Source organism: Oceanobacillus sp. FSL K6-0251, assembly GCF_038004725.1.
GTDB classification, from domain to species: domain Bacteria; phylum Bacillota; class Bacilli; order Bacillales; family Amphibacillaceae; genus Oceanobacillus; species Oceanobacillus oncorhynchi.
The window spans coordinates 1,154,106-1,175,750 of record NZ_JBBORS010000001.1 but is presented as its reverse complement, the minus strand read 5'-3'; the positions used below and the strand labels follow the sequence as shown (position 1 = coordinate 1,175,750).

The 21,645-nt window shown below is 41.8% G+C and carries 15 protein-coding genes, 6 tRNA genes and 3 rRNA genes; 6 read left to right on the top strand and 18 right to left on the bottom strand.

From position 1 onward, the window contains the following. Positions 1-164 precede the first annotated feature (164 nt). Together MKY45_RS05940 and MKY45_RS05935 are read right to left on the bottom strand one after the other, a co-directional pair. Positions 165-241, bottom strand: a tRNA-Asp gene (locus MKY45_RS05940). A 53-nt stretch (positions 242-294) separates the two neighbouring features. Continuing rightward, positions 295-371, bottom strand: a tRNA-Met gene (locus MKY45_RS05935). Positions 372-686: 315 nt separating this feature from the next. Here MKY45_RS05935 and MKY45_RS05930 point away from each other — a divergent pair. Next, positions 687-1,397, top strand: a complete 711-nt coding sequence (locus MKY45_RS05930; RefSeq protein WP_332094332.1) for a hypothetical protein — start codon at positions 687-689, stop codon at positions 1,395-1,397. 233 nt (positions 1,398-1,630) lie between these two features. Here MKY45_RS05930 and yidC read toward each other — a convergent pair whose 3' ends face one another. Continuing rightward, positions 1,631-2,413 carry a membrane protein insertase YidC gene (gene yidC / locus MKY45_RS05925; RefSeq protein WP_042532513.1) on the bottom strand — a complete coding sequence of 261 codons (783 nt, stop codon included), beginning with the start codon at positions 2,411-2,413 and terminating at the stop codon, positions 1,631-1,633. Further along, positions 2,359-2,733 (bottom strand): hypothetical protein, encoded by a 375-nt coding sequence (locus tag MKY45_RS05920; protein ID WP_341172650.1) that lies wholly within the window; start codon positions 2,731-2,733, stop codon positions 2,359-2,361. The genes yidC and MKY45_RS05920 overlap by 55 nt, the downstream gene beginning before the upstream one ends. Before the next feature lie 195 nt (positions 2,734-2,928). Here MKY45_RS05920 and MKY45_RS05915 point away from each other — a divergent pair, with 195 nt between their 5' ends. After that, on the top strand, positions 2,929-3,486 hold the full coding sequence (locus MKY45_RS05915; RefSeq protein WP_332094333.1) for a DUF1697 domain-containing protein: 558 nt from the start codon (positions 2,929-2,931) through the stop codon (positions 3,484-3,486). A 182-nt stretch (positions 3,487-3,668) separates the two neighbouring features. On the opposite strand, the gene rrf is transcribed toward MKY45_RS05915, so the two are convergent. The 7 genes from rrf to MKY45_RS05880 form a co-directional block, all read right to left on the bottom strand. Further along, positions 3,669-3,784 (bottom strand): 5S ribosomal RNA (gene rrf / locus MKY45_RS05910). A 132-nt stretch (positions 3,785-3,916) separates the two neighbouring features. Next, a 23S ribosomal RNA gene (locus tag MKY45_RS05905) occupies positions 3,917-6,838 on the bottom strand. A gap of 197 nt (positions 6,839-7,035) precedes the next feature. Further along, positions 7,036-8,599 (bottom strand): 16S ribosomal RNA (locus MKY45_RS05900). Together the 16S, 23S and 5S rRNA genes with 4 tRNA genes alongside form the textbook arrangement of a ribosomal RNA operon. 200 nt (positions 8,600-8,799) lie before the next feature. Next, a tRNA-Ile gene (locus MKY45_RS05895) sits at positions 8,800-8,873 on the bottom strand. Between the two features lie 9 nt (positions 8,874-8,882). After that, positions 8,883-8,956: transfer RNA gene (locus tag MKY45_RS05890), tRNA-Gly, on the bottom strand. Between the two features lie 20 nt (positions 8,957-8,976). Beyond that, positions 8,977-9,053, bottom strand: a tRNA-Pro gene (locus MKY45_RS05885). A 1-nt stretch (position 9,054) separates the two neighbouring features. Next, a tRNA-Arg gene (locus tag MKY45_RS05880) sits at positions 9,055-9,131 on the bottom strand. Between the two features lie 713 nt (positions 9,132-9,844). Between MKY45_RS05880 and MKY45_RS05875 the strand changes: the two genes are divergently transcribed. Genes MKY45_RS05875 through MKY45_RS05865 form a run of 3 tightly spaced genes read left to right on the top strand, consistent with a single transcriptional unit; the run spans position 9,845 to position 11,683 of the window. Beyond that, on the top strand, positions 9,845-10,165 hold the full coding sequence (locus tag MKY45_RS05875; RefSeq protein WP_193065055.1) for a PadR family transcriptional regulator: 321 nt from the start codon (positions 9,845-9,847) through the stop codon (positions 10,163-10,165). Further along, a complete protein-coding gene (locus tag MKY45_RS05870) occupies positions 10,158-10,715 on the top strand; it encodes a DUF1700 domain-containing protein (protein ID WP_042532505.1) in 558 nt (185 codons plus the stop codon). Before MKY45_RS05875 ends, MKY45_RS05870 begins: the two co-directional genes overlap by 8 nt. Further along, positions 10,712-11,683 (top strand): DUF4097 family beta strand repeat-containing protein, encoded by a 972-nt coding sequence (locus tag MKY45_RS05865; protein ID WP_193065056.1) that lies wholly within the window; start codon positions 10,712-10,714, stop codon positions 11,681-11,683. The genes MKY45_RS05870 and MKY45_RS05865 overlap by 4 nt, the downstream gene beginning before the upstream one ends. A gap of 240 nt (positions 11,684-11,923) precedes the next feature. Here MKY45_RS05865 and nikC read toward each other — a convergent pair whose 3' ends face one another. From nikC to MKY45_RS05830, 7 genes are all read right to left on the bottom strand, one after another. After that, on the bottom strand, positions 11,924-12,859 hold the full coding sequence (nikC, locus tag MKY45_RS05860; RefSeq protein WP_042532501.1) for a nickel transporter permease: 936 nt from the start codon (positions 12,857-12,859) through the stop codon (positions 11,924-11,926). A 14-nt stretch (positions 12,860-12,873) separates the two neighbouring features. Then, positions 12,874-13,875, bottom strand: coding sequence for an ABC transporter permease (locus tag MKY45_RS05855; protein ID WP_042532499.1), 1,002 nt, complete (start codon positions 13,873-13,875; stop codon positions 12,874-12,876). A 172-nt stretch (positions 13,876-14,047) separates the two neighbouring features. Further along, complete coding sequence (locus tag MKY45_RS05850) at positions 14,048-15,724, bottom strand: ABC transporter substrate-binding protein (protein ID WP_341172649.1); 1,677 nt, start codon at positions 15,722-15,724, stop codon at positions 14,048-14,050. Between the two features lie 235 nt (positions 15,725-15,959). Next, complete coding sequence (locus MKY45_RS05845) at positions 15,960-16,928, bottom strand: ABC transporter ATP-binding protein (protein WP_256705817.1); 969 nt, start codon at positions 16,926-16,928, stop codon at positions 15,960-15,962. Beyond that, a complete protein-coding gene (locus MKY45_RS05840) occupies positions 16,903-17,919 on the bottom strand; it encodes an ABC transporter ATP-binding protein (protein WP_256705816.1) in 1,017 nt (338 codons plus the stop codon). The genes MKY45_RS05845 and MKY45_RS05840 overlap by 26 nt, the downstream gene beginning before the upstream one ends. A gap of 405 nt (positions 17,920-18,324) precedes the next feature. Next, on the bottom strand, positions 18,325-19,218 hold the full coding sequence (locus tag MKY45_RS05835; protein ID WP_193065060.1) for a ribokinase: 894 nt from the start codon (positions 19,216-19,218) through the stop codon (positions 18,325-18,327). 172 nt (positions 19,219-19,390) lie between these two features. Further along, a complete protein-coding gene (locus tag MKY45_RS05830) occupies positions 19,391-20,287 on the bottom strand; it encodes a DMT family transporter (protein WP_042532489.1) in 897 nt (298 codons plus the stop codon). Positions 20,288-20,776: 489 nt separating this feature from the next. On the opposite strand from MKY45_RS05830, the gene MKY45_RS05825 reads away from it, so the two are divergent. Continuing rightward, a complete protein-coding gene (locus tag MKY45_RS05825) occupies positions 20,777-21,520 on the top strand; it encodes an SDR family NAD(P)-dependent oxidoreductase (protein WP_332093820.1) in 744 nt (247 codons plus the stop codon). The last annotated feature ends 125 nt before the right edge of the window (positions 21,521-21,645 follow it).

Below are 21,645 nucleotides of genomic sequence, written 5' to 3'. Positions count from 1 at the left end.
AAAAATAAAAATTTATGTCATGCAAATCAATATAAATTATTCCGACGGCCTGTTTTTCTTATTTTCACACACCTAAGCATGCTTGCTTCATTTATTGCATTAAAAAAACACATGTTTCTCATCGGAAACCATGTGTCGCTGATTACTATTATTTTTAAAAATCATGGCGGTCCGGACGGGACTCGAACCCGCGACCTCCTGCGTGACAGGCAGGCATTCTAACCAACTGAACTACCGGACCTAAGTATGTATTCTCTCTTATCCAGTACTTCGATGGTGAATCTGGATCTTATTTGGTTGCGGGGGCAGGATTTGAACCTGCGACCTTTGGGTTATGAGCCCAACGAGCTGCCAGACTGCTCCACCCCGCGATGTGAATAATCAATTTTTTTCAATGCCTTATTTAAGGACAAGATTTATTATATCTCTTTTTAGAGAATAATGCAATACCTTTTTAAAACTTTTTCATTTTTATTTGCTTATCTATAAGTTTATCCAGTAGAAGCGTTATTTATAACTGTTTTGGAGAATGATGAAAGATTGTTTACAAGCAGTTATATGTTTTCTTTAAAACAGTTATTATCATTTAAAACAGCATCTGATACAATTTGTTAATAAGTGACATTTATCTTATATACATTTCTAGCTTCAAAAATTATTAAATAAGAAATAAGGAGAATATTGAATTGACTTTTTTAACCCTTTTTATCCTGATTTTGCTAATCATACTTCCACTTATTGCATATGTTTTTTTCTCAGTCTATAAAGAAAAAAAGCTTAGATTACTTTCTTATTACTTAATGGAAGCTATTACTATTTTATTGCTCACAACGATTGGTCATATGTATTATTATTACGTTTATAATTTGAATGTTTTACCAAATACTAAAAATTTAAATACGATGATTTTTATCCTATTAGGCGTAACGATCATCCTCTATATTTTTAACAGTATCTCCAGCAGATTAAAAAAAACAAAAAAAGTATCTATTCAAGCGGTCGCTGTTTTCTTTCTCATCATATTACTCTTTCTCACTTGGATAATTCCTTTAGGACATAAATATTTATATGTGAACAGGCTGGATACAAAAGAGGAATTATTTGCAAACCCAAATGAAAAAAGTGTAGTGACAGATGAAGATAAGAATATGATGGTAGCACTCATTGACTCATCATACGATCCATTAACGCGGCCGCGTACCGGCAGAACATATGATAATTATTTTCACATAAGAAATAACGGAAGCACTCCATATAACGGAAATATTTACTTAACACTGTTTAATGAAGATAATGAGACTACCGATGTAAAATTGTTTAAAGATGTAACCGTTGGTCCAAATTCTGAACAGCTCCTTATCGAAACAAGAAAAAATTCGTTTCAGGCCAGTGAGTGAGTGGAACGAGCAGTCTTTTACTACAAAGCAAAAGGTTGAAACCTTTGAGGCGTTGATATCAGGCAAATAAATCGTTTATCTGATAATGCCTGAAAGATGAATAGACATTAATAAAACGCTTATTTCATCTATTAGATTAGACAAAATAAGCGTTTTTCAGAGCATGTTATCAACTTGACTTCAGTATGGAAAAGAAATTGATATTTTTTATATTCCTTTATCAGTCTCTTTTACTAATGCACATATTTTTTTATAATCAGTGTCTGTACAATCATAAACATTCCGCCGACAGCCCAATACAAAGGCAAAGCCGCAGGTGCATTTAAAGAGACCACTCCAATCATAATCGGGGATATAAAGCTCATAACAGCCATTTGCTTTCGCTGCGTTTCATCCATACCAATCAGACTCACTCTTGCTTGAAGATAGTATATGAGTACAGCAAAAACAACAAATAAAATATCTGTTTCTCCTAAACTAAACCATAGAAATGAGTGCTCAGCTATTTCCGGAGTCCGCATAATAGCATAATAAAACCCCAGAAGAATAGGCATCTGAATGATTAGCGGCAAACACCCCACAGCCATCTTTACCGGATTAAAATCATGCTTTTTATAAACTTCACTAAGCTCTCTCTGCATGCTTAGCTGATCTTCTGTACTGCTCTTTCCTTTATATTTCTTTTGAATCTCATCCATCTCAGGCTTCATAACTGCCATTTTCTTTTGCGAGTCTTTACTATTCTTTGACTGGCGAATAAAGAACGGCATTAACACAAATCGGATAATAATTGTAATCAATACAATAGCAATTCCATAGTTACCCTGAAATAAAGAAGCAATCTTTTTTATTAGCAGAGAAAAGGTATATACAAAATAATGATCAAAGAACCCTGTTGATGAACTGTCAATAGGTGTGTTATTACCTCCACACCCTGCAAGTACAAAGACTAACAATATTACTAAAAAGAAAAACCTGTATTTTTTAAAGGCTGTGAGTAAGCCATGTTTTCCCATAATTCTCCTCCTCTTATTTTAAACTCATTTTTAAAATAAGAGGATACATTGTCCATTTTATCATCTTTTTGGTCGACTCTTTTAAATGTGATGATGAGCCAAATCAGAAAGGGTTCATTAATAATTAAAGTCTTTCTCATTTGATTCATATTAATTTTAATATTTTGGTGTTTACTGCCAAAAGAGTATTCATAGATAACCGGAGTATTATGATGCAGATTAACAAAATACATAATTCCCATCGTCATAAAAATAACACCAAAATACATATAAAAGATGGAAGAATCTATGAAAGCATTATTAAACAATTCCAATAACATACTTACTCACCTCCTTCACATATTAATGTTTAAGCTGATTATAATTATATCAAAAAAACAAACGATTTCCTATCTGCATCTGCTTTCAGAACTAGAGAGTTTATTATTGGTTTCTTTTTTGTATTGCTTCAGTCAATAGAGTAAAATAATAAAAAGAACACTGGACTACACTGATACAAAAGGAGTTGACGGGCTATGACAGGATATATTGCATTGTTACGAGGTATTAATGTAGGAGGAAAAAATAAGATTAAGATGGCGGAATTGCGAGAATCCCTTACAGCAATAGGTTTAAAAAACGTTCGAACATATATACAGAGTGGAAATATCTTATTTCAATCCAATAAGCAGGAAAAAATTATTAAAGAGGAAATAGAATATAAAATAATGCAAGATTATCAACTTTCCATTCCTGTGATTTTGAGAACCTCCGAAGAATGGGAACAAATAATGAAAGCTTGCCCCTTCTCTGCAGAAGAGATCACAAAAGCTGAAGCAGATTCTATAGGAGAGAGTCTCTATGTAGCTTTTTTTCCAAGCAATCCGTCGAAAGATAATTTAGTAAGTTTACAAAAATTCCAAAATGAAAAAGAAAAATATCATATTCAAAACAAAGAAATCTATCTTCTATTTTATGATAGTATCCATAACTCTAAACTGGCAAATCAACTTCAGAAACTAGATACCCAATCTACAACTCGTAATTGGAAAACAGTTAATAAATTAGCAACAATGTCCAAAATAACGGAATAAAAAAGGCTAAGGTAAAAGCATTTAAACTTGATAAACTTCGAAATATTGATTATACGAGTAATTGCAACACTTTTAGCCAGTCAGACAAGCTCATATATATACTGAGCTTGTCTTTAGTGTATTAATTAATGTTTACTTATGCAAAAAAGAGCTAAGCATGATGCTTAACTCTTTTTCAATATGCCTGGCAACGTCCTACTCTCGCAGGGGGAAGCCCCCAACTACCATTGGCGCTGAAGAACTTAACTTCTGTGTTCGGCATGGGAACAGGTGTGACCTCTTCGCTCTCGCCACCAGACCTACACGATGTAGGTCGTTCGATGTTGTCCACAAGAAGGTGGACGGTTTTAATCGAACATCCTTCAATGTTTATCTTGTACAGGATATTGCACCCTGAAAACTAAATAAGAGTAACGTGACATGAAAAAACTTAGATAAGTCCTCAATCGATTAGTATCCGTCAGCTGCACGTGTCGCCACGCTTCCACCTCGGACCTATCAACCTCATCGTCTCTGAGGGATTTTACTCACTTCAAGTGATGGGAAGTTTCATCTTGAGGGGGGCTTCATGCTTAGATGCTTTCAGCACTTATCCTTACCACACGTAGCTACCCAGCTATGCTCCTGGCGGAACAACTGGTACACCAGCGGTGTGTCCATCCCGGTCCTCTCGTACTAAGGACAGCTCCTCTCAAACTTCCAACGCCCACGACGGATAGGGACCGAACTGTCTCACGACGTTCTGAACCCAGCTCGCGTACCGCTTTAATGGGCGAACAGCCCAACCCTTGGGACCGACTACAGCCCCAGGATGCGATGAGCCGACATCGAGGTGCCAAACCTCCCCGTCGATGTGAACTCTTGGGGGAGATAAGCCTGTTATCCCCGGGGTAGCTTTTATCCGTTGAGCGATGGCCCTTCCATGCGGAACCACCGGATCACTAAGCCCGACTTTCGTCCCTGCTCGACTTGTAGGTCTCGCAGTCAAGCTCCCTTCTGCCTTTACACTCTTCGAATGATTTCCAACCATTCTGAGGGAACCTTTGGGCGCCTCCGTTACCTTTTAGGAGGCGACCGCCCCAGTCAAACTGCCCGCCTGACACTGTCTCCGAACCGGATTACGGTCCTGGGTTAGAATGGTCATACAGTTAGGGTGGTATCCCACGGATGCCTCCACGTAAGCTGGCGCTCACGCTTCAAAGGCTCCCACCTATCCTGTACAAACTGCACAAACATTCCATATCAGGCTACAGTAAAGCTCCACGGGGTCTTTCCGTCCTGTCGCGGGTAATGCGCATCTTCACGCATAGTATAATTTCACCGGGTCTCTCGTTGAGACAGTGCCCAAGTCGTTGCACCTTTCGTGCGGGTCGGAACTTACCCGACAAGGAATTTCGCTACCTTAGGACCGTTATAGTTACGGCCGCCGTTTACTGGGGCTTCGGTTCAAAGCTTCGCTCCGAAGAGCTAACTCTTCCCCTTAACCTTCCAGCACCGGGCAGGTGTCAGCCCCTATACTTCGCCTTTCGGCTTCGCAGAGACCTGTGTTTTTGCTAAACAGTCGCTTGGGCCTATTCACTGCGGCTCACTCACAAGTGAGCACCCCTTCTCCCGAAGTTACGGGGTCATTTTGCCGAGTTCCTTAACGAGAGTTCTCCCGCTCACCTTAGGATTCTCTCCTCGCCTACCTGTGTCGGTTTGCGGTACGGGCACCTATGATCTAACTAGAGGCTTTTCTTGGCAGTGTGAAATCAGGAACTTCGGTACTCTATTTCCCTCCCCGTCACAGCTCAGAATCATGTCAGACGGATTTGCCTATCTGACTTCCTCGCATGCTTGGACGCACATCCATCGGTGCGCACTCCTTATCCTCCTGCGTCCCCCCATTGCTCAAACAATCATGAGGTGGTACAGGAATATCAACCTGTTGTCCATCGCCTACGCCTGTCGGCCTCGGCTTAGGTCCCGACTAACCCTGAGAGGACGAGCCTTCCTCAGGAAACCTTAGGCATTCGGTGAAAGAGATTCTCACTCTTTTTTCGCTACTCATACCGGCATTCTCACTTCAAAGCGCTCCACCAGTCCTCACGGTCTGACTTCGCAGCACTTTGAACGCTCTCCTACCATTGTTCGTAAGAACAATCCGCAGCTTCGGTGATACGTTTAGCCCCGGTACATTTTCGGCGCAGCGTCACTCGACCAGTGAGCTATTACGCACTCTTTCAATGATGGCTGCTTCTAAGCCAACATCCTGGTTGTCTGTGCAACGCCACATCCTTTTCCACTTAACGTATACTTTGGGACCTTAGCTGGCGGTCTGGGCTGTTTCCCTTTCGACTATGAACCTTATCACCCATAGTCTGACTCCCAAGCGTAAGTAACTGGCATTCGGAGTTTGACTGAATTCGGTAACCCGGTAGGGGCCCCTAGTCCAATCAGTGCTCTACCTCCAGTACTCTCTATCTTGAGGCTAGCCCTAAAGCTATTTCGGAGAGAACCAGCTATCTCTGTGTTCGATTGGAATTTCACCGCTACCCACACCTCATCCCCGCATTTTTCAACATACGTGGGTTCGGGCCTCCAGTCAGTGTTACCTGACCTTCACCCTGGACATGGGTAGATCACACAGTTTCGGGTCTACGACCGCATACTCATTCGCCCTGTTCAGACTCGCTTTCGCTACGGCTCCGTGTCTTCCACTTAACCTTGCATACGATCGTAACTCGCCGGTCCATTCTACAAAAGGTACGCCGTCACCCATTAACGGGCTTCGACTACTTGTAGGCACACGGTTTCAGGTTCTATTTCACTCCCCTCCCGGGGTGCTTTTCACCTTTCCCTCACGGTACTGGTTCACTATCGGTCACTAGGGAGTATTTAGCCTTGGGAGATGGTCCTCCCGGATTCCGACGGAATTCCACGTGTTCCGCCGTACTCAGGATACACTCCGGAGGAAATTCCTTTTCGATTACAGGGCTGTTACCTTCTTTGGCTGACCTTTCCAGGTCGATTCATCTAAAGAATTTCTTTGTCACTCCAATGGAATGTCCTACAACCCCAAGAAGCAAGCTTCTTGGTTTGGGCTCTTTCCGTTTCGCTCGCCGCTACTCAGGAAATCGATGTTTCTTTCTCTTCCTCCAGGTACTGAGATGTTTCAGTTCCCCGGGTCTGCCTCACCTACCCTATGTATTCAGATAGATGTACTGTTCCATTACGAACAGTGGGTTCCCCCATTCGGAAATCCTCGGATATCATGTTTACTTACAACTCCCCGAGGCATATCGGTGTTAGTCCCGTCCTTCATCGGCTCCTAGTGCCAAGGCATCCACCGTGCGCCCTTATTCACTTAACTAAAGTTTTTGAATAAGATGGCTGATTACAGAATGTAATCAGTTGTGTCGCTATATCAATAGCTTTTTTGCCTTATTTTTAAAGTTTGATGTCGTTGTTACTCTTATTTAGTTTTCAAGGTACAAACTTCCTTTGAGAGAATTGCTCTCTCAAAACTGAACCAAACAACCACGTACGAATTCCGTTATATATCCTTAGAAAGGAGGTGATCCAGCCGCACCTTCCGATACGGCTACCTTGTTACGACTTCACCCCAATCATTCGTCCCACCTTCGGCGGCTGGCTCACGTCTGTGTTACCTCACCGACTTCGGGTGTTACGAACTCTCGTGGTGTGACGGGCGGTGTGTACAAGACCCGGGAACGTATTCACCGCGGCATGCTGATCCGCGATTACTAGCGATTCCGGCTTCATGCAGGCGAGTTGCAGCCTGCAATCCGAACTGAGAACGGTTTTATGGGATTTGCTGGACCTCGCGGGTTCGCTTCCCTTTGTTCCGTCCATTGTAGCACGTGTGTAGCCCAGGTCATAAGGGGCATGATGATTTGACGTCATCCCCACCTTCCTCCGGTTTGTCACCGGCAGTCACCTTAGAGTGCCCAACTAAATGCTGGCAACTAAGATTAAGGGTTGCGCTCGTTGCGGGACTTAACCCAACATCTCACGACACGAGCTGACGACAACCATGCACCACCTGTCACTTTGTCCCCGAAGGGAAAACTCTATCTCTAGAGCGGTCAAAGGATGTCAAGACCTGGTAAGGTTCTTCGCGTTGCTTCGAATTAAACCACATGCTCCACCGCTTGTGCGGGTCCCCGTCAATTCTTTTGAGTTTCAGCCTTGCGGCCGTACTCCCCAGGCGGAGTGCTTAATGCGTTAACTTCAGCACTAAGGGGCGGAAACCCCCTAACACCTAGCACTCATCGTTTACGGCGTGGACTACCAGGGTATCTAATCCTGTTCGCTCCCCACGCTTTCGCTCCTCAGCGTCAGTTACAGACCAGAGAGTCGCCTTCGCCACTGGTGTTCCTCCACATCTCTACGCATTTCACCGCTACACGTGGAATTCCACTCTCCTCTTCTGCACTCAAGTCCTCCAGTTTCCAATGCACGTTTGCGGTTGAGCCGCAAGATTTCACATCAGACTTAAAGAACCGCCTGCGAGCGCTTTACGCCCAATAATTCCGGACAACGCTTGCCACCTACGTATTACCGCGGCTGCTGGCACGTAGTTAGCCGTGGCTTTCTGGTCAGGTACCGTCAAGGTACGATCAGTTACTATCGTACTTGTTCTTCCCTGACAACAGAGTTTTACGATCCGAAAACCTTCATCACTCACGCGGCGTTGCTCCGTCAGACTTTCGTCCATTGCGGAAGATTCCCTACTGCTGCCTCCCGTAGGAGTCTGGGCCGTGTCTCAGTCCCAGTGTGGCCGATCACCCTCTCAGGTCGGCTACGCATCGTCGCCTTGGTGAGCCGTTACCTCACCAACTAGCTAATGCGCCGCAGGCCCATCTGTAAGTGACAGCAAAAGCCGCCTTTCAACTTTCTATCAGGTGATAGAAAGTGTTATCCGGTATTAGCTCGCGTTTCCGCGAGTTATCCCAGTCTTACAGGCAGGTTGCCTACGTGTTACTCACCCGTCCGCCGCTCGTTCCACGAACTTCCCTCCGAAGAGTTCCGTTCGCTTCCCGCGCTCGACTTGCATGTATTAGGCACGCCGCCAGCGTTCGTCCTGAGCCAAGATCAAACTCTCCATAAAAGTGTTTGAAACATTAGCTTTCAGAAGTCAACTTCTGACTTATTTTTTAAGAAAAACGAGGTTGTCTTTCTTCTTTCGTACTGGTTGTTTTGTTCAGTTTTCAAAGAGCAATTTGTTTGTCGCCCCTAAAAACAGCGACCAAATAAATATACCATGTTTCAAAATCATTGTCAACAACTTTTTAAACGGAAGTTGTTGAGTGGGCCTGAGTGGACTCGAACCACCGACCTCACGCTTATCAGGCGTGCGCTCTAACCAGCTGAGCTACAGGCCCATAATTCTATGGAGCGGGTGAAGGGAATCGAACCCTCATCATCAGCTTGGAAGGCTGAGGTTTTACCACTAAACTACACCCGCTTGTCAAAATTAAAAGCTTCTGGTCGGGAAGACAGGATTCGAACCTGCGACCCCTTGGTCCCAAACCAAGTGCTCTACCAAGCTGAGCTACTTCCCGATGGCGCGCCTGAGAGGAGTCGAACCCCTAACCTCTTGATCCGTAGTCAAACGCTCTATCCAATTGAGCTACAGGCGCTTTATAAGCGAACTTTTATATAGTAACACATCTTTTAAATCGATGCAATTACTTTTTTAAATATATTTTTCAATCAATCTCTCAACCGCTCGTGCAATCAATCGACTTTTAATACTATAGCACGTCCTTTTCATTGTTGCAAGAAAAAATCATCCAAAAATTATAATCAAACTATTCTTTTAAATAGAAGCTCTTGTTCTCTCATCATTATAGATAACTTCTGTTCCCCATCGCAGTGAAGTCACTTACCCTCCATTCATCAATTCAGCTATCTTCTATATATAGATAGTAATTTCTCCCCAAAGGAAGATTTGAAAATCTTTTATTTTTTAATACTAGTTTTTCAGAAAATGCCTTATTTGAGACCAAAAGCGCAGTAACTCGTCCCGTCAAGACCGTTGGGACTGCGATTACTCGCCCCATCAAGGTCGTTTCTATTTGAAATGGAGAGGACGATTACCGGCTGTAAAGTTTTCTGTTTAAAAACGGGGTATTCTTTTTCCTTAAACGAAGTGCCCTAAAGCCAGTTACACTGCGATAAAAAATCTATCCCATCAAATTCCTTTCTATAATAAGATAATTAAATCACTACTTGTTATTGAATAGTACTGAACAACATGCTATAGTTGGTTTTATCACGGAGCATTGTCCGTAAAACACTCGCTGAATGAAGGTTCGTTTTTATCAGCTTACCTATAAAGAAGGTGACTTTATTGAATGCACAATTTAAAAAAGGGGTTCTTGAACTTTGTGTACTAGTGCTCCTTGATAAGCAAGATTTCTATGGCTATGAATTGATTAAACGAATTACGAATAAAATTGAAATATCAGAAGGATCGGTTTATCCCGTATTACGCCGGATATTGAAACAGGGGTACTGTACAACCTATCTTAAAGAGTCTACAGAAGGACCAAGCAGAAAATATTATCATTTAACGGATGTAGGCAAAGGTTATCTCCTGGAGCTTAAAGAAGCATACGAGAATTTTACACGAGGCGTTGATTCGTTAATGAAGGAGGAAAGTAATGAATAAGTTAGACTTTTTAAAGGAACTCACGGTTTATTTACAAGACTTATCGTCACAAGAACAAGAAGAAATCATTCAAGACTTTGAAGAACATTTTGAAATGGGAAGAGCAGAAGGAAAAACGGATGAGGAAATAGTTCGCTCTCTGGGTTCTCCACAGCAGATTGCGAATGAACTACAATCCACGCAGCAATTTGAAAAAGTGCAAGTAAATCATAGTGAACAGAGTCACCTCCGGAGAACAGGCATCATCATAGGACTCTTTTTCTTCAATCTGATTATTGTCCTTGGTCCTTCTGTGGGTATTGCCGGAATTATTCTGGCTGCATGGGTAACTGCTTTTTCTTTTGTTGCCCAATTGCTGATAGCGGGCGTGCAATGGATTATCCACCCTGAATCATTTTATTTATTTGAATTATTTACTTCCATTACATTTGCCGGTTCTGGATTATTCATTTTTATAGCTGCAAATTATATTACAAATGCTTTTATCCGTCTATTTTCTAAATATATCGGGTTCAATGTCCGCCTGGCGAAAGGAGAAAGCCATTCATGATAAATGTAAAACGAATTATTATTTTAGCTGTTATCCTGCTTCTTATTGGAATTATCGGGATGGCTGCTACTTTTTCCTCTTACAAGGAATCTGCTTTCAATGAAGAATCAGAATCTATCCCTTTCGATGCTGATGAAATTACTGAGATTGAAGTCGATGCAGAAAATACACAAATCCGTCTCCAGCCGGCTCATGTCGAAGAGCCAATCGCTGAATATACGACAACGGGGAGAAAGAGTGAAACGCAAGAACTCAGCACCTCAGTTAATGGAGAAAAGCTAACGATTCAAATCAAAGAAACCTCCTTTCCCTTCTTTGATTTCGATTTTATGTTTCATTCAAATGCTGCATTAGATATTTTTGTTCCTGATGACATGATGGAGAAAATGGAAGTAAAAACAACGAATAGCAAAATAAATGCTGCTGATTTACAAATCGATGCGTTACAGCTTCATACAAGCAATGGAAAAATCGAAGGAGAGAACATAGAAACTTCCTTCCTCGATATACAATCATCTAATGGAAAGATAGAACTTCAAAATGTGCAGGGCGATACTAATTTAAACACCTCCAACGGGAAGATTACTTTAGAAAATATCGTTGGTGAGGTAACAGCAAATACGAATAACGGAAAAATCGAGCTTGCTTCTATACAAGGAAATACGAATGTGGAAACTACAAATGGAAAAGTAGAAGCGCAAGATATTTCCGGGGAAATGAAAGCCAAAACGAATAACGCAGCTATCCATATCGATACTGAAAGCTTCGATACTCCAATGGACCTGCAAACCAGTAATGGAAAAATCACGATTATTTCTGAACAGAAGCCTGAAAATGCCACCTTCGATTTACGGACGAATAACGGAAGAATTCGTGTATTCGATTCAAAGGATTGGGATGTCACGTACGGTGATGGAGAAACACTGATTAAAGCACGTACAAGTAATGGCGGAATCAACATTGAATAGAACTGCTCAGTTTAAATAAAAGCCCTCCTCTGCTAGGAAAGTCACATTTTCTAGAGCAGAGGAGGGCTTTTATTATACTTTTTATAAAACGAAATTTCACTCAGTGAGAATTTTACGAACAGTTCTCCGTATAAACATTCTTCTCAAAGACAGCTTATATATAGCAAACCTGTCATAAAATACTTCTGCTTTACACATTACCAAGCATCGTTCTTAAACAAACACGAGCAAACAGCAGCATCAATTCCTCATTTTAGGATCCAGGACATCGCGCAAGCCATCCCCAACCAAGTTAAAACCAAGAACAACAAGCATAATAGAAACTCCTGGCATAATAAGCGTCCATGGGGCCAGCTGAATAAACTCTCTGGAACTGGCAAGCATTTGCCCCCATTCCGGTGTCGGAGGTTGGGCGCCGAGTCCGAGGAAACCAAGTGCTGCCGCTTCCAATATGGCAGTTCCAAATCCAAGCGTTGCCTGCACAATAATCGGCGTGATGCTATTCGGTAAAATATGATGAAAAATAATTCTGCCATTCTTCATTCCCTGTGCCTTAGCAGCCATAATGTACTCCTCTGCCCGTAAACTAATTACTCGGGAGCGCACAATCCTTCCGAATATAGGTATATTAATAATGGCAATCGCAATCAATGCATTTTGCAAAGAAGCACCAAGAATAGCAACAATGGCAATTGCAAGTAAAATACTTGGGAAGGCCAGCAGAATATCAAATATTCTGGAGATAATCATATCCACCCAGCGGCCGAAATAGCCGGCAATAATTCCAAGAAATGTCCCAAAAACCAGAGCACCTATTACTGCAAAAAAGCCAACCTGCAACGAAACCCTTGCTCCATATGCTATTCTGGTAAGTATATCTCTCCCCAAATCATCGGTCCCCATCCAATGCTCGCCAGAAGGAGGCAGCAGCCGGTTGGCCAGGTTTTGTTCATAATAAGAGTAGGAAGTAAGAAGCGGCGCAATAAGCGCAAGTATAAGAAAAAAGAGAATAATAATCATACCAGCCATGGCAAAACGATTTTTTCTCAAGCGCCTCCATGCATCTCTCCAAGGCGAGACAGTTTCTATCTGCTCCACATCCGGTCGGTCGTCTCTATTAACGGGGCTTGTTATTTGCTGTTCGATTTCTTCCGGCTTTCGTTCATCTAATTTCATCACAGCTTCCCCCCCTAATAATTAATCCTTGGATCAATGATTTTATATAGAATATCTACAACAAGGTTAATGATGACGAAAATAAATGCAACAACTAAAATGCCAGATTGAATTACCGGGTAGTCTCGATAGCTTATTGCTTCAAATACATATCTCCCTATACCGGGCCAGCTGAAAATCGTTTCGGTTAAAATAGCTCCGCCTAATAAAACTCCTGTCTGTAAGCCAATAACCGTTAACACCGGTATCAATGCATTCTTTAATGCATGCTTGTATATGACAAGAAATTGTCCGGAGCCTTTTGCACGCACTGTACGAATATAATCCGACTTCATCACCTCCAGCATGCTCGACCTCGTCATTCTGGCAATAATCGCCATCGGAATGGTACCAAGCGCGATACTCGGCAGAATTAAATGCTTCAATATCGTCCCTGCTCTGGAAAAATCCAAATGAATGAAAGAATCAAGCACATATAAATAAGTTATAGGAGCAATCGGATCCCTGTTGTCCTGTCTGCCATAGGCCGGAAACCATCCAAGCTCCTGCGCAAAAATCCATTGTTCCATCAGCGCAAGCCAAAAAACAGGTATGGAAACGCCAATTAAAGCAAAAAGCATCGCAAGAAAATCAAACCAGGAATTCTGCTTCCAAGCGCTGATAATGCCTGCATTGACTCCTATAAAAATCGCAAAAAGCATGGCGAAAATAGTTAATTCAAACGTAGCAGCGATATACGGCCAGATTTCTGTAGATATTTCCGCATTGGAGCGCAGAGAAGTTCCCAAATCCCCCTGCAGCAGGTCTTTGACATATATTCCATATTGCGTCAGATAAGGTTCATTCAGTCCCATGCTTTCTTCCAAATTTGCGATGGCTGTTTGGTTAGCGGTTTCTCCGAGTATCACCTGAGCCGGGTTTCCTGGAATCAAATGAACAATGGAGAAGGTGATTAATGTCATTCCAATCAACACGGGAACCATCATTAATAATCGTCGGATAATATAGGAAACCATTATTTCACCTCTATTCTTCTTTATGTATGTGAAATGTAAACAGGAGACTCTCTCCAGAAAAATCTGGCCTCTTTTCCAATGAATCAGAAATACCATTATGATTGCTACCTGCTGATTGTAGGAAGAGGACAGAACGTTGACTGGCGAAAGAGTCTCCTTCATTTACTGCTAATTAATTTGCTAGCTCTACTTCTGCTAACGATTCACTTGTCGATGGATGCGGTACATAATTTTCTACAGCATTTGTTGTGGCAAGCACCGGTCTGGAATGCACTAAAGGAACCATTGGTGCGTCATCAGCAATAAGTTCCTGTGCCTGCTGGTAAAAGGACGCCCGTTCATCCTGGTCAATGGATAATTTCGCTTGATTTAAAAATTCATCCACTTCATCATTATCATAGAATTCCCGGTTGCTGCTTCCGACATTATCTCCATGCAATAAGCTGCTAAGGAAGTAATCCGGATCTCCATTTGTTCCTGACCAGCCCAGCATATACATTTGATGTTCGCCATTCATTGTTTTTTCCAAATATGGAGCCCACTCTTCTCTGACAATCGTAACGGTAATACCTACTTCCTCCAGGTTGTTCTGAATAATTTCCGAAACGGTCTCTGGATCAGGCATGTACGGTCTAGCTACAGGCATCGTCCATAATTCGATTTCCAATCCATCTGCATAACCGGCATCCTCCAACAGTTCCCTAGCCGTGTCCGGATCGTACTCAAAGCTCTCTACTTCATTGTTATATCCCATATAGCTAGGCGGTAGCGGAACGGACGCAGGAGTCGCATAGCCAGCATATAAAGCCTCCGCAATAGCCTCTTTATCGATGGCATGACTGACTGCATGTCTTAAATCTTTATTATCGAATGGCTCTTTTTGAACATTAAACCCTACATAGCCAATATTATTCTCAGCCCGCTCATAAAGCTCCAGCCCTTCATCTGCTTCCACGCCTGCTGCATCATCTGGATTCAATCCATCCATAATGTCGATTTCACCAGAACGCAGCGCAATCAAACGGGCAGCATTATCTGGAATGACTTCAAATACAACGCGATCGAGCTTCGGAAGTCCCTCTATACGATAATCATCAAATTTATCAAGTACAATGGAATCATCTTTTGCCCAGCTGACAAATTCAAATGGTCCTGTCCCAACAGGATTTTCGTTAATGGCTGGACCATATTCCTCCAGTGCCGCCGGGGAAGTAATCGGAAAATAAGTCATCGCCATATTCTGCAGGAAGAATCCCAGAGGCTGGCTTAACACAAATTCGATTTCATGATCATTTACTACATTGATCTCTTCAACAACATGATTCTCATCACCTAGAAACCCGCCAAACATCGTACCGTACATGGAATAGACATAGCCGTCATCAGCAAAAGCATACTCATGATCAGGATCTGCCCAGCGTTCAAAATTGACCTTGACTGCCTCGGCGTTAAACTCTGTTCCATCATGGAAGGTTACGCCCTCCTCTAAATAGAAAGTATAGCTTAACCCATCCTCAGAAACCTCCCAGTCATGGGCTAGTCCAGGCAGAACTTCAAAGGACTCCTTATCAAATTCCAAAAGGCTTTCGTAAATTTGCTTGGTAATACGTGAGGATTCTCCATCCGTGGTGCTTGCCGGGTCAAGACTTTCTGAATCTCCGCCCCGGGCGAATATCAACACCTGATCTCCTTCCGCATCTCCAGTATCCGCTTCTGCTTCTTCTGCAGCATCTGGATCACTGCCTTCTTCCGATTCTCCCCCATTTTGTCCGCCATCACCTGAACATGCTGCCAGTACCAAGAAAATGGCAAGCAGCCAGACAATAAAAATTGAGAACTTCAACTTCATTGCTTTCCCCCCTCATATTTTGTTAATTTATCATGAAGAATCGTCCGTAAAACTCCCGCTTCAAAATAAAAAGTAAAAATAAATTTGTTCAGGCGGTAATTCACGGCCGCTAACTCCCTGGATCAATCCACTCACAGCGATTTTCGATGGAACGAGTAATTGCTGTCCCATGCAGAAGAAAAACCTCCCGCTGCATGAAGTTTCGTTTTATAAGATTCATATTTTGTCATCCCGTTTATTTATATAAATGACAGGCAACAAAATGATTATCTTCCACAGGCTGAAAAGCCGGCCTTACTTCTTTGCAGATATCCATCGCTTGCGGACACCTTGTATGAAAAGCACACCCAGAAGGCGGGTTGGCAGGACTTGGTACATCCCCCTTCAAAATAATCCTGTTCCTCGGCATATCTGGATCAGGAAGCGGCACGGCAGAAAGCAGCGCCTGCGTATAAGGGTGTTTCGGATTATCATAGAGCTTGTTTTTCTCTGTAAGCTCAACCATTCTCCCTAAATACATCACACCGATGCGATCACTGATATGCTTGACCACACTTAAATCATGCGCAATAAAAATATAAGTCAAGTTAAATTCATCCCGCAGTTTTTCCATTAAATTAAGTATTTGTGATTGAATCGATACATCCAATGCGGAAACCGGCTCATCGCATATAACCAGTTTAGGATTGTTGGCAAGCGCCCTCGCGATGCCGATCCGCTGCCTTTGCCCTCCGCTGAATTGATGCGGATATCTTTTCGCATGATAAGGACTCAAGCCTACTACTTCTAAAAGTTCGCCTACTCTGTCCAGCCGCTGCTTTGCAGATGTCATTCCATGCACCAGCAATGGCTCACTAATTATTTTTTCTACCGTATGCCTCGGATTCAGAGAAGCGTAAGGGTCCTGAAATATAATTTGCATATCTTTTCGCAAACGGCGCATTTCGCTGTTCGTTAAGCTGGTTATATCCTGATCCTGAAATTTCACTTTGCCTTCTGTCGGTTCAATCAGGCGCAAAATGGACTTTCCTGTGGTGGATTTTCCACAGCCTGATTCTCCTACGATACCCAGGATTTCCCCTTCCATCACCGTAAAAGATACATCATCGACCGCCTTTACCTCGCCGACTTTTCTCCCTATAGGTCCACCTTTAATATCAAAATATTTCTTCAGACCATCAACTTCCAATATCGGCTTTTGCATGCTTTTTTACCTTCCCTTCTGTATCCTCATGTAAAAAGCATCTGCTCTGACGTTGATTACCCAAAGCATAAAGACCTGGATTCTCCTGAAAACAACGTTCAAAAGCAAATTCGCATCTTGGCGCAAAATGACATCCGACGCTGTTCATTTTTGGCTTCGGCACCACACCTGGAATGGAATATAATTGCTGTTCTCTTTCATGCATGTTAGGAAGTGACTTAATCAGTCCTTGCGTGTAGGGATGCTCGGGGTCTTTTAATATTTCTCTGGTTGTCCCTTCTTCAACTATTTGTCCGGCGTACATCACCACTACTCTGTCGCAGATTTCTGCAACAACGCCTAAATCGTGCGTAATCAGCAAAATAGCTGTATCTTCTTCCTTATTTAAATTTCGCATTAAATCTAAGATTTGCGCTTGAATCGTTACATCAAGCGCCGTGGTGGGCTCGTCTGCAATCAATAATTCCGGATCACAGGACATCGCCATCGCAATCATCACCCGCTGCCTCATCCCGCCGGATAACTGATGCGGGTACTCCCCTGCAACCTCGTCCGCTCTGGGTATGCCAACAAGCTGCAACATATCGACCGCTTTTTTTCGTGCTTCTTTTTTTGTTATTTTTTGATGCAGCCGAATCGCTTCAATAAGCTGATTCCCTATTGTAAATAATGGGTTGAGAGATGTCATTGGTTCTTGGAAGATCATGGATATTTCATTTCCCCGCAGCTTTTTCATTCGTTTCTCGGAAGCTTTTACAAGATTTTCTCCTTTAAAATTCATTTCCCCGCTTACAATTTTTCCTGGCGGGCTGGGAATCAGGTTCATTACCGAAAGTGAAGTGACACTTTTTCCGCTGCCTGATTCTCCAACAATCCCGACGACCTCCCCCTTATGGACTTTAATACTTACGCCGTTGACAGCAGGTATTTCTCCGCTCTCCGTAAAAAAATGGGTATGCAGCTCTTTTAGTTCGAGGACGATTTCTGCCATTCGTGTTCCTCCCGTTCTCATTTATAAAGTAAAACGACATTTATTTAGCTCTCTATAAGGAATGAAAATTTGATAAATGAATTAATAAAAATTTGAAGTTGTTCAAACTCGTGGAATTATTTATACTTTTTGGAATATTGCTATCACTAATTATACTGAAAAAAGATGTTTTTGCAAGCGTTTTCAAAAAATAAAATTAATATCTTTATTTACACATTAGAAAACTTGGCTGTCACCACGCCTTTAGATGACAACCTTAGTTACACTTATGCAGTAGGAAAGTTTATACTTTTTTAACTGTCAAAAAAAGCTGTCAGCATTTTACACTAAACAGCTCGATGATCGCTTCTTCCATAGAAGAAAATAACCTCTATTCTTTTTCACTCAATCGATTGAAATTTTCGCTTACCTGTCTGCTTCCTGCATTCTTTGGACAACTGCTGCCCTGGCAGGCATCCCTTCCTGCGCACCGCGTTTTTCTACTGCCAATGATGCGGCTGCATTCGCAAACAGAATGGCTTTTTCAATATTCTTTTCTTTTGCATATTCCGTAACAAAAGCACCATTAAACGTATCTCCTGCTCCGGTCGTATCTTTCACCTCTGCTTTAAAGGAAGGAACTTTTTTCTCTTCTCCATCTGACAGGGTAAATACAACACCATGCTCTCCTCTTGTTTCAATGATTTTCCCTTTTATCAAGGAAGTATCTATCGACTGCTTCATTTCCGAGAGTTCCAAATTATTAGGTGTTAAAAATGCTGCCTTCTCTGCCACTGTCTCTGAAATATCAGCAAATGGCGCCGGATTAATAACTACAGGAATCTGATGCTCATACGCAAGGTTTACCGTAAATTCAATGGTTTCCATCGGTATTTCAAATTGCATTAAAATAATATCGCTGGACAGAATTATATCTTGTTTCTCTTGTATCAGATCAGGTGTGACATATTTATTGGCACCCGGGGCAACAATAATTCGATTATCCCCGTCCGAAACAATAATGGAGGCAACGCCGGTAGATTCATGAGGAACGGCAATAATTGCTTCGTTATCTGCACCTTCGTTTCGGAAACGTTCTTTTAAGCTTTTTCCAAAAGCATCCTCACCAACGGCTCCTACCATAACAACATCTGCTCCCAGTCTGGCTGCTGCAATCGCTTGGTTTGCTCCTTTGCCGCCGGGATAGGTTGTAAACGATTCACCAAGAACCGTTTCCCCCTGTTCAGGTACTTTATCTGTTGTTGTCACCATGTCCATATTGATGCTTCCAACAACACAGACTCTTGGACTTCTTTTCATCTCATTCACTCCTCGTATCAAAACTTCCTCGTTAGGGCGGATAAACGAAATGAAAGACTATCCGCTCACTCATTTTACCGTAGATTAACTGGTTATAAAAGCCGCGGGAAGGAAATGACACCCTATCTATCATGGTGAACCGATCGTAACCTCCGCCGAGCGAAGTTTGACTTTACAGGCTTTCCGGTTCTTTTGGTACTGCTTGTTTCGAACCGCCCTGCAATCGCAGGAAGTAAAATATTCCGGCAATAATTAGTACGCCGCCTATCATTTCCACCGAAGTAAGCACCTCATTCAAAAGAATAACAGCCAGTATGGAAGCACCGATTGGCTCTCCTAATGTACTCATTGAAACTGTTGTTGTATTAACATAGTTTAATAGCAGATTAAAAATAATATGTGCCCCGGTCGGAAAAATAGCAAGCATCAGGAAAACCATCCAATCATTCCCACTATAGCCAGTGAAAGCTATTCCGCCTATCAGATTAAACACGGCTACAGTAATCCCTGCCACCAAAAATACTAAAAAGCTGTACACCCAGTGATTGATAGATTTTACATTTCGTTGACCGATCATTAAATACAGCACTACAGAAACGACAGCAAGAAAAGATAAAATATTTCCTAGCAAGGCTCCGCTGCCGCCGCCAAAACTTCCGCCTCCGACAACAACCACGCCGGCAAATGCAATCCCCATTGCTGCCACGGTACGGATATCTATTTTTTCTTTAAAGAAAACCAGACCTCCAACCAAAGCAATTGCAGGCTGCAGTGCCAATATCAAGGTAGAGCTTGCCACCGTCGTATGATTTAATGATTCGAACCATAATCCAAAGTGACCCGCTAGAAAGATTCCGGCAAAGGAAATAGCTGCCCATTCTTTTCTTTTAATCTTTAAAAAGGATTTTCGGTATTTGTACACGATAGGAAGAATTAACAAACAAGCTAAAAACATCCGATACATTACCATAATGGTAGAAGGTGCATCCGATAATTTTACAAAGATTGCTGATAAGGATATGCAAATAATTGATACTACTAAAAGGATATTAATGGTTCCTTGTTTCAATGATTATCCCTCCTCTGAGAGTGATTTTTATTTTGTTAAGAAGAGATTCGAGTATTTCTATTTCGAAGCCGGCTCTTATATTTACAACAAAAATGAAACAATTACCGGATAATGCTAGCATGATGACATAGATATTTACTAACTACTCAACCACATAAAGTAATACATGTTTTTTTATTGACATACCTAATAAAATCAGGCGACGATTAAGTACATATCACCTGATTTTTTATAGTATTTCATATTAATAAAATTATTTAAAAACTTCGTGTTAGTATTTTCCTATACTTTATCTTATAAATAAATATTTTAAAACCTTTTTATAAAAAATTCAATAAAATTCAAAATAACGGTTAGGATTCTGCTAATATAAAGGATTCGTCTATCTGATTATTAGCCCCATCTCTCTCGGCTAAGTAGATGCATTTTTACTAATAGACAAACTGTGATAAATTCAAATAGAAAGCAATCAACATTAAAGGAGAAATTATGCCAAATTTAAAAGATCAAGTTGTATTAATAACCGGAGCAAATCGTGGACAAGGGAATGGAATCGCCCAACACTTCGCTTCACTTGGCGCAAAAGTTGCCCTTGGAGCCAGAAATTTGGAGGATGCAGAAGCCCTCTCCTTCGAAATGGGGCAAAGCCAGAGTCTTCCTGTCCAATTAGATGTAACAAAAGAAACAGATTGGGCAGCTGCCATTGAATCTGTTATTCAAGCCTATAATAAAATAGATGTACTGGTTAACAATGCAGGTATTTTCATTAAAAAACCTTTATTAGAGACGACTGCAGAGGATTTTCATCAGTTAATCCAAGTGAATCAGCTCGGTGTCTTTATGGGGATAAAGGCGGTCGCACCCTACATGGAGAAACAGCAAAAAGGATCCATTATTAATAATGTATCTATCTCTGCTTTTTCTCCAATCAATGATGCAGCGGCTTATGCAGCTTCCAAAGCAGCAGTGTCCAATCTTTCAAAATCTGCTGCCATCGAATTAGGACCAAAAGGAATCAGAGTCAATTCGATTCATCCAGGTGTTATTCAAACAAACATGGTGAGTAACAGCAATCTAGAGGTAGATGAGGCCGAGGCTATTCCCTTAAAAAGACTCGGACAGTCTAACGATATCGCAAAGGTAGCTGCTTTTCTCGCTTCGGATGAGAGTGCTTATTGTAATGGTGCTGAAATTGTGGTAGATGGAGGGCTTACACTGGGAACCAATATTTAACCGTTGGCTTGCAAGGAGTAATTTAAAGGGTAATGATGTCGCTTCATTCCATATAAAAACAGAGAGACTTTTCAGCTCTCTCTGTTTTCTTCAAATTACTCTAAAATATTCTGTTTTCTATGTAA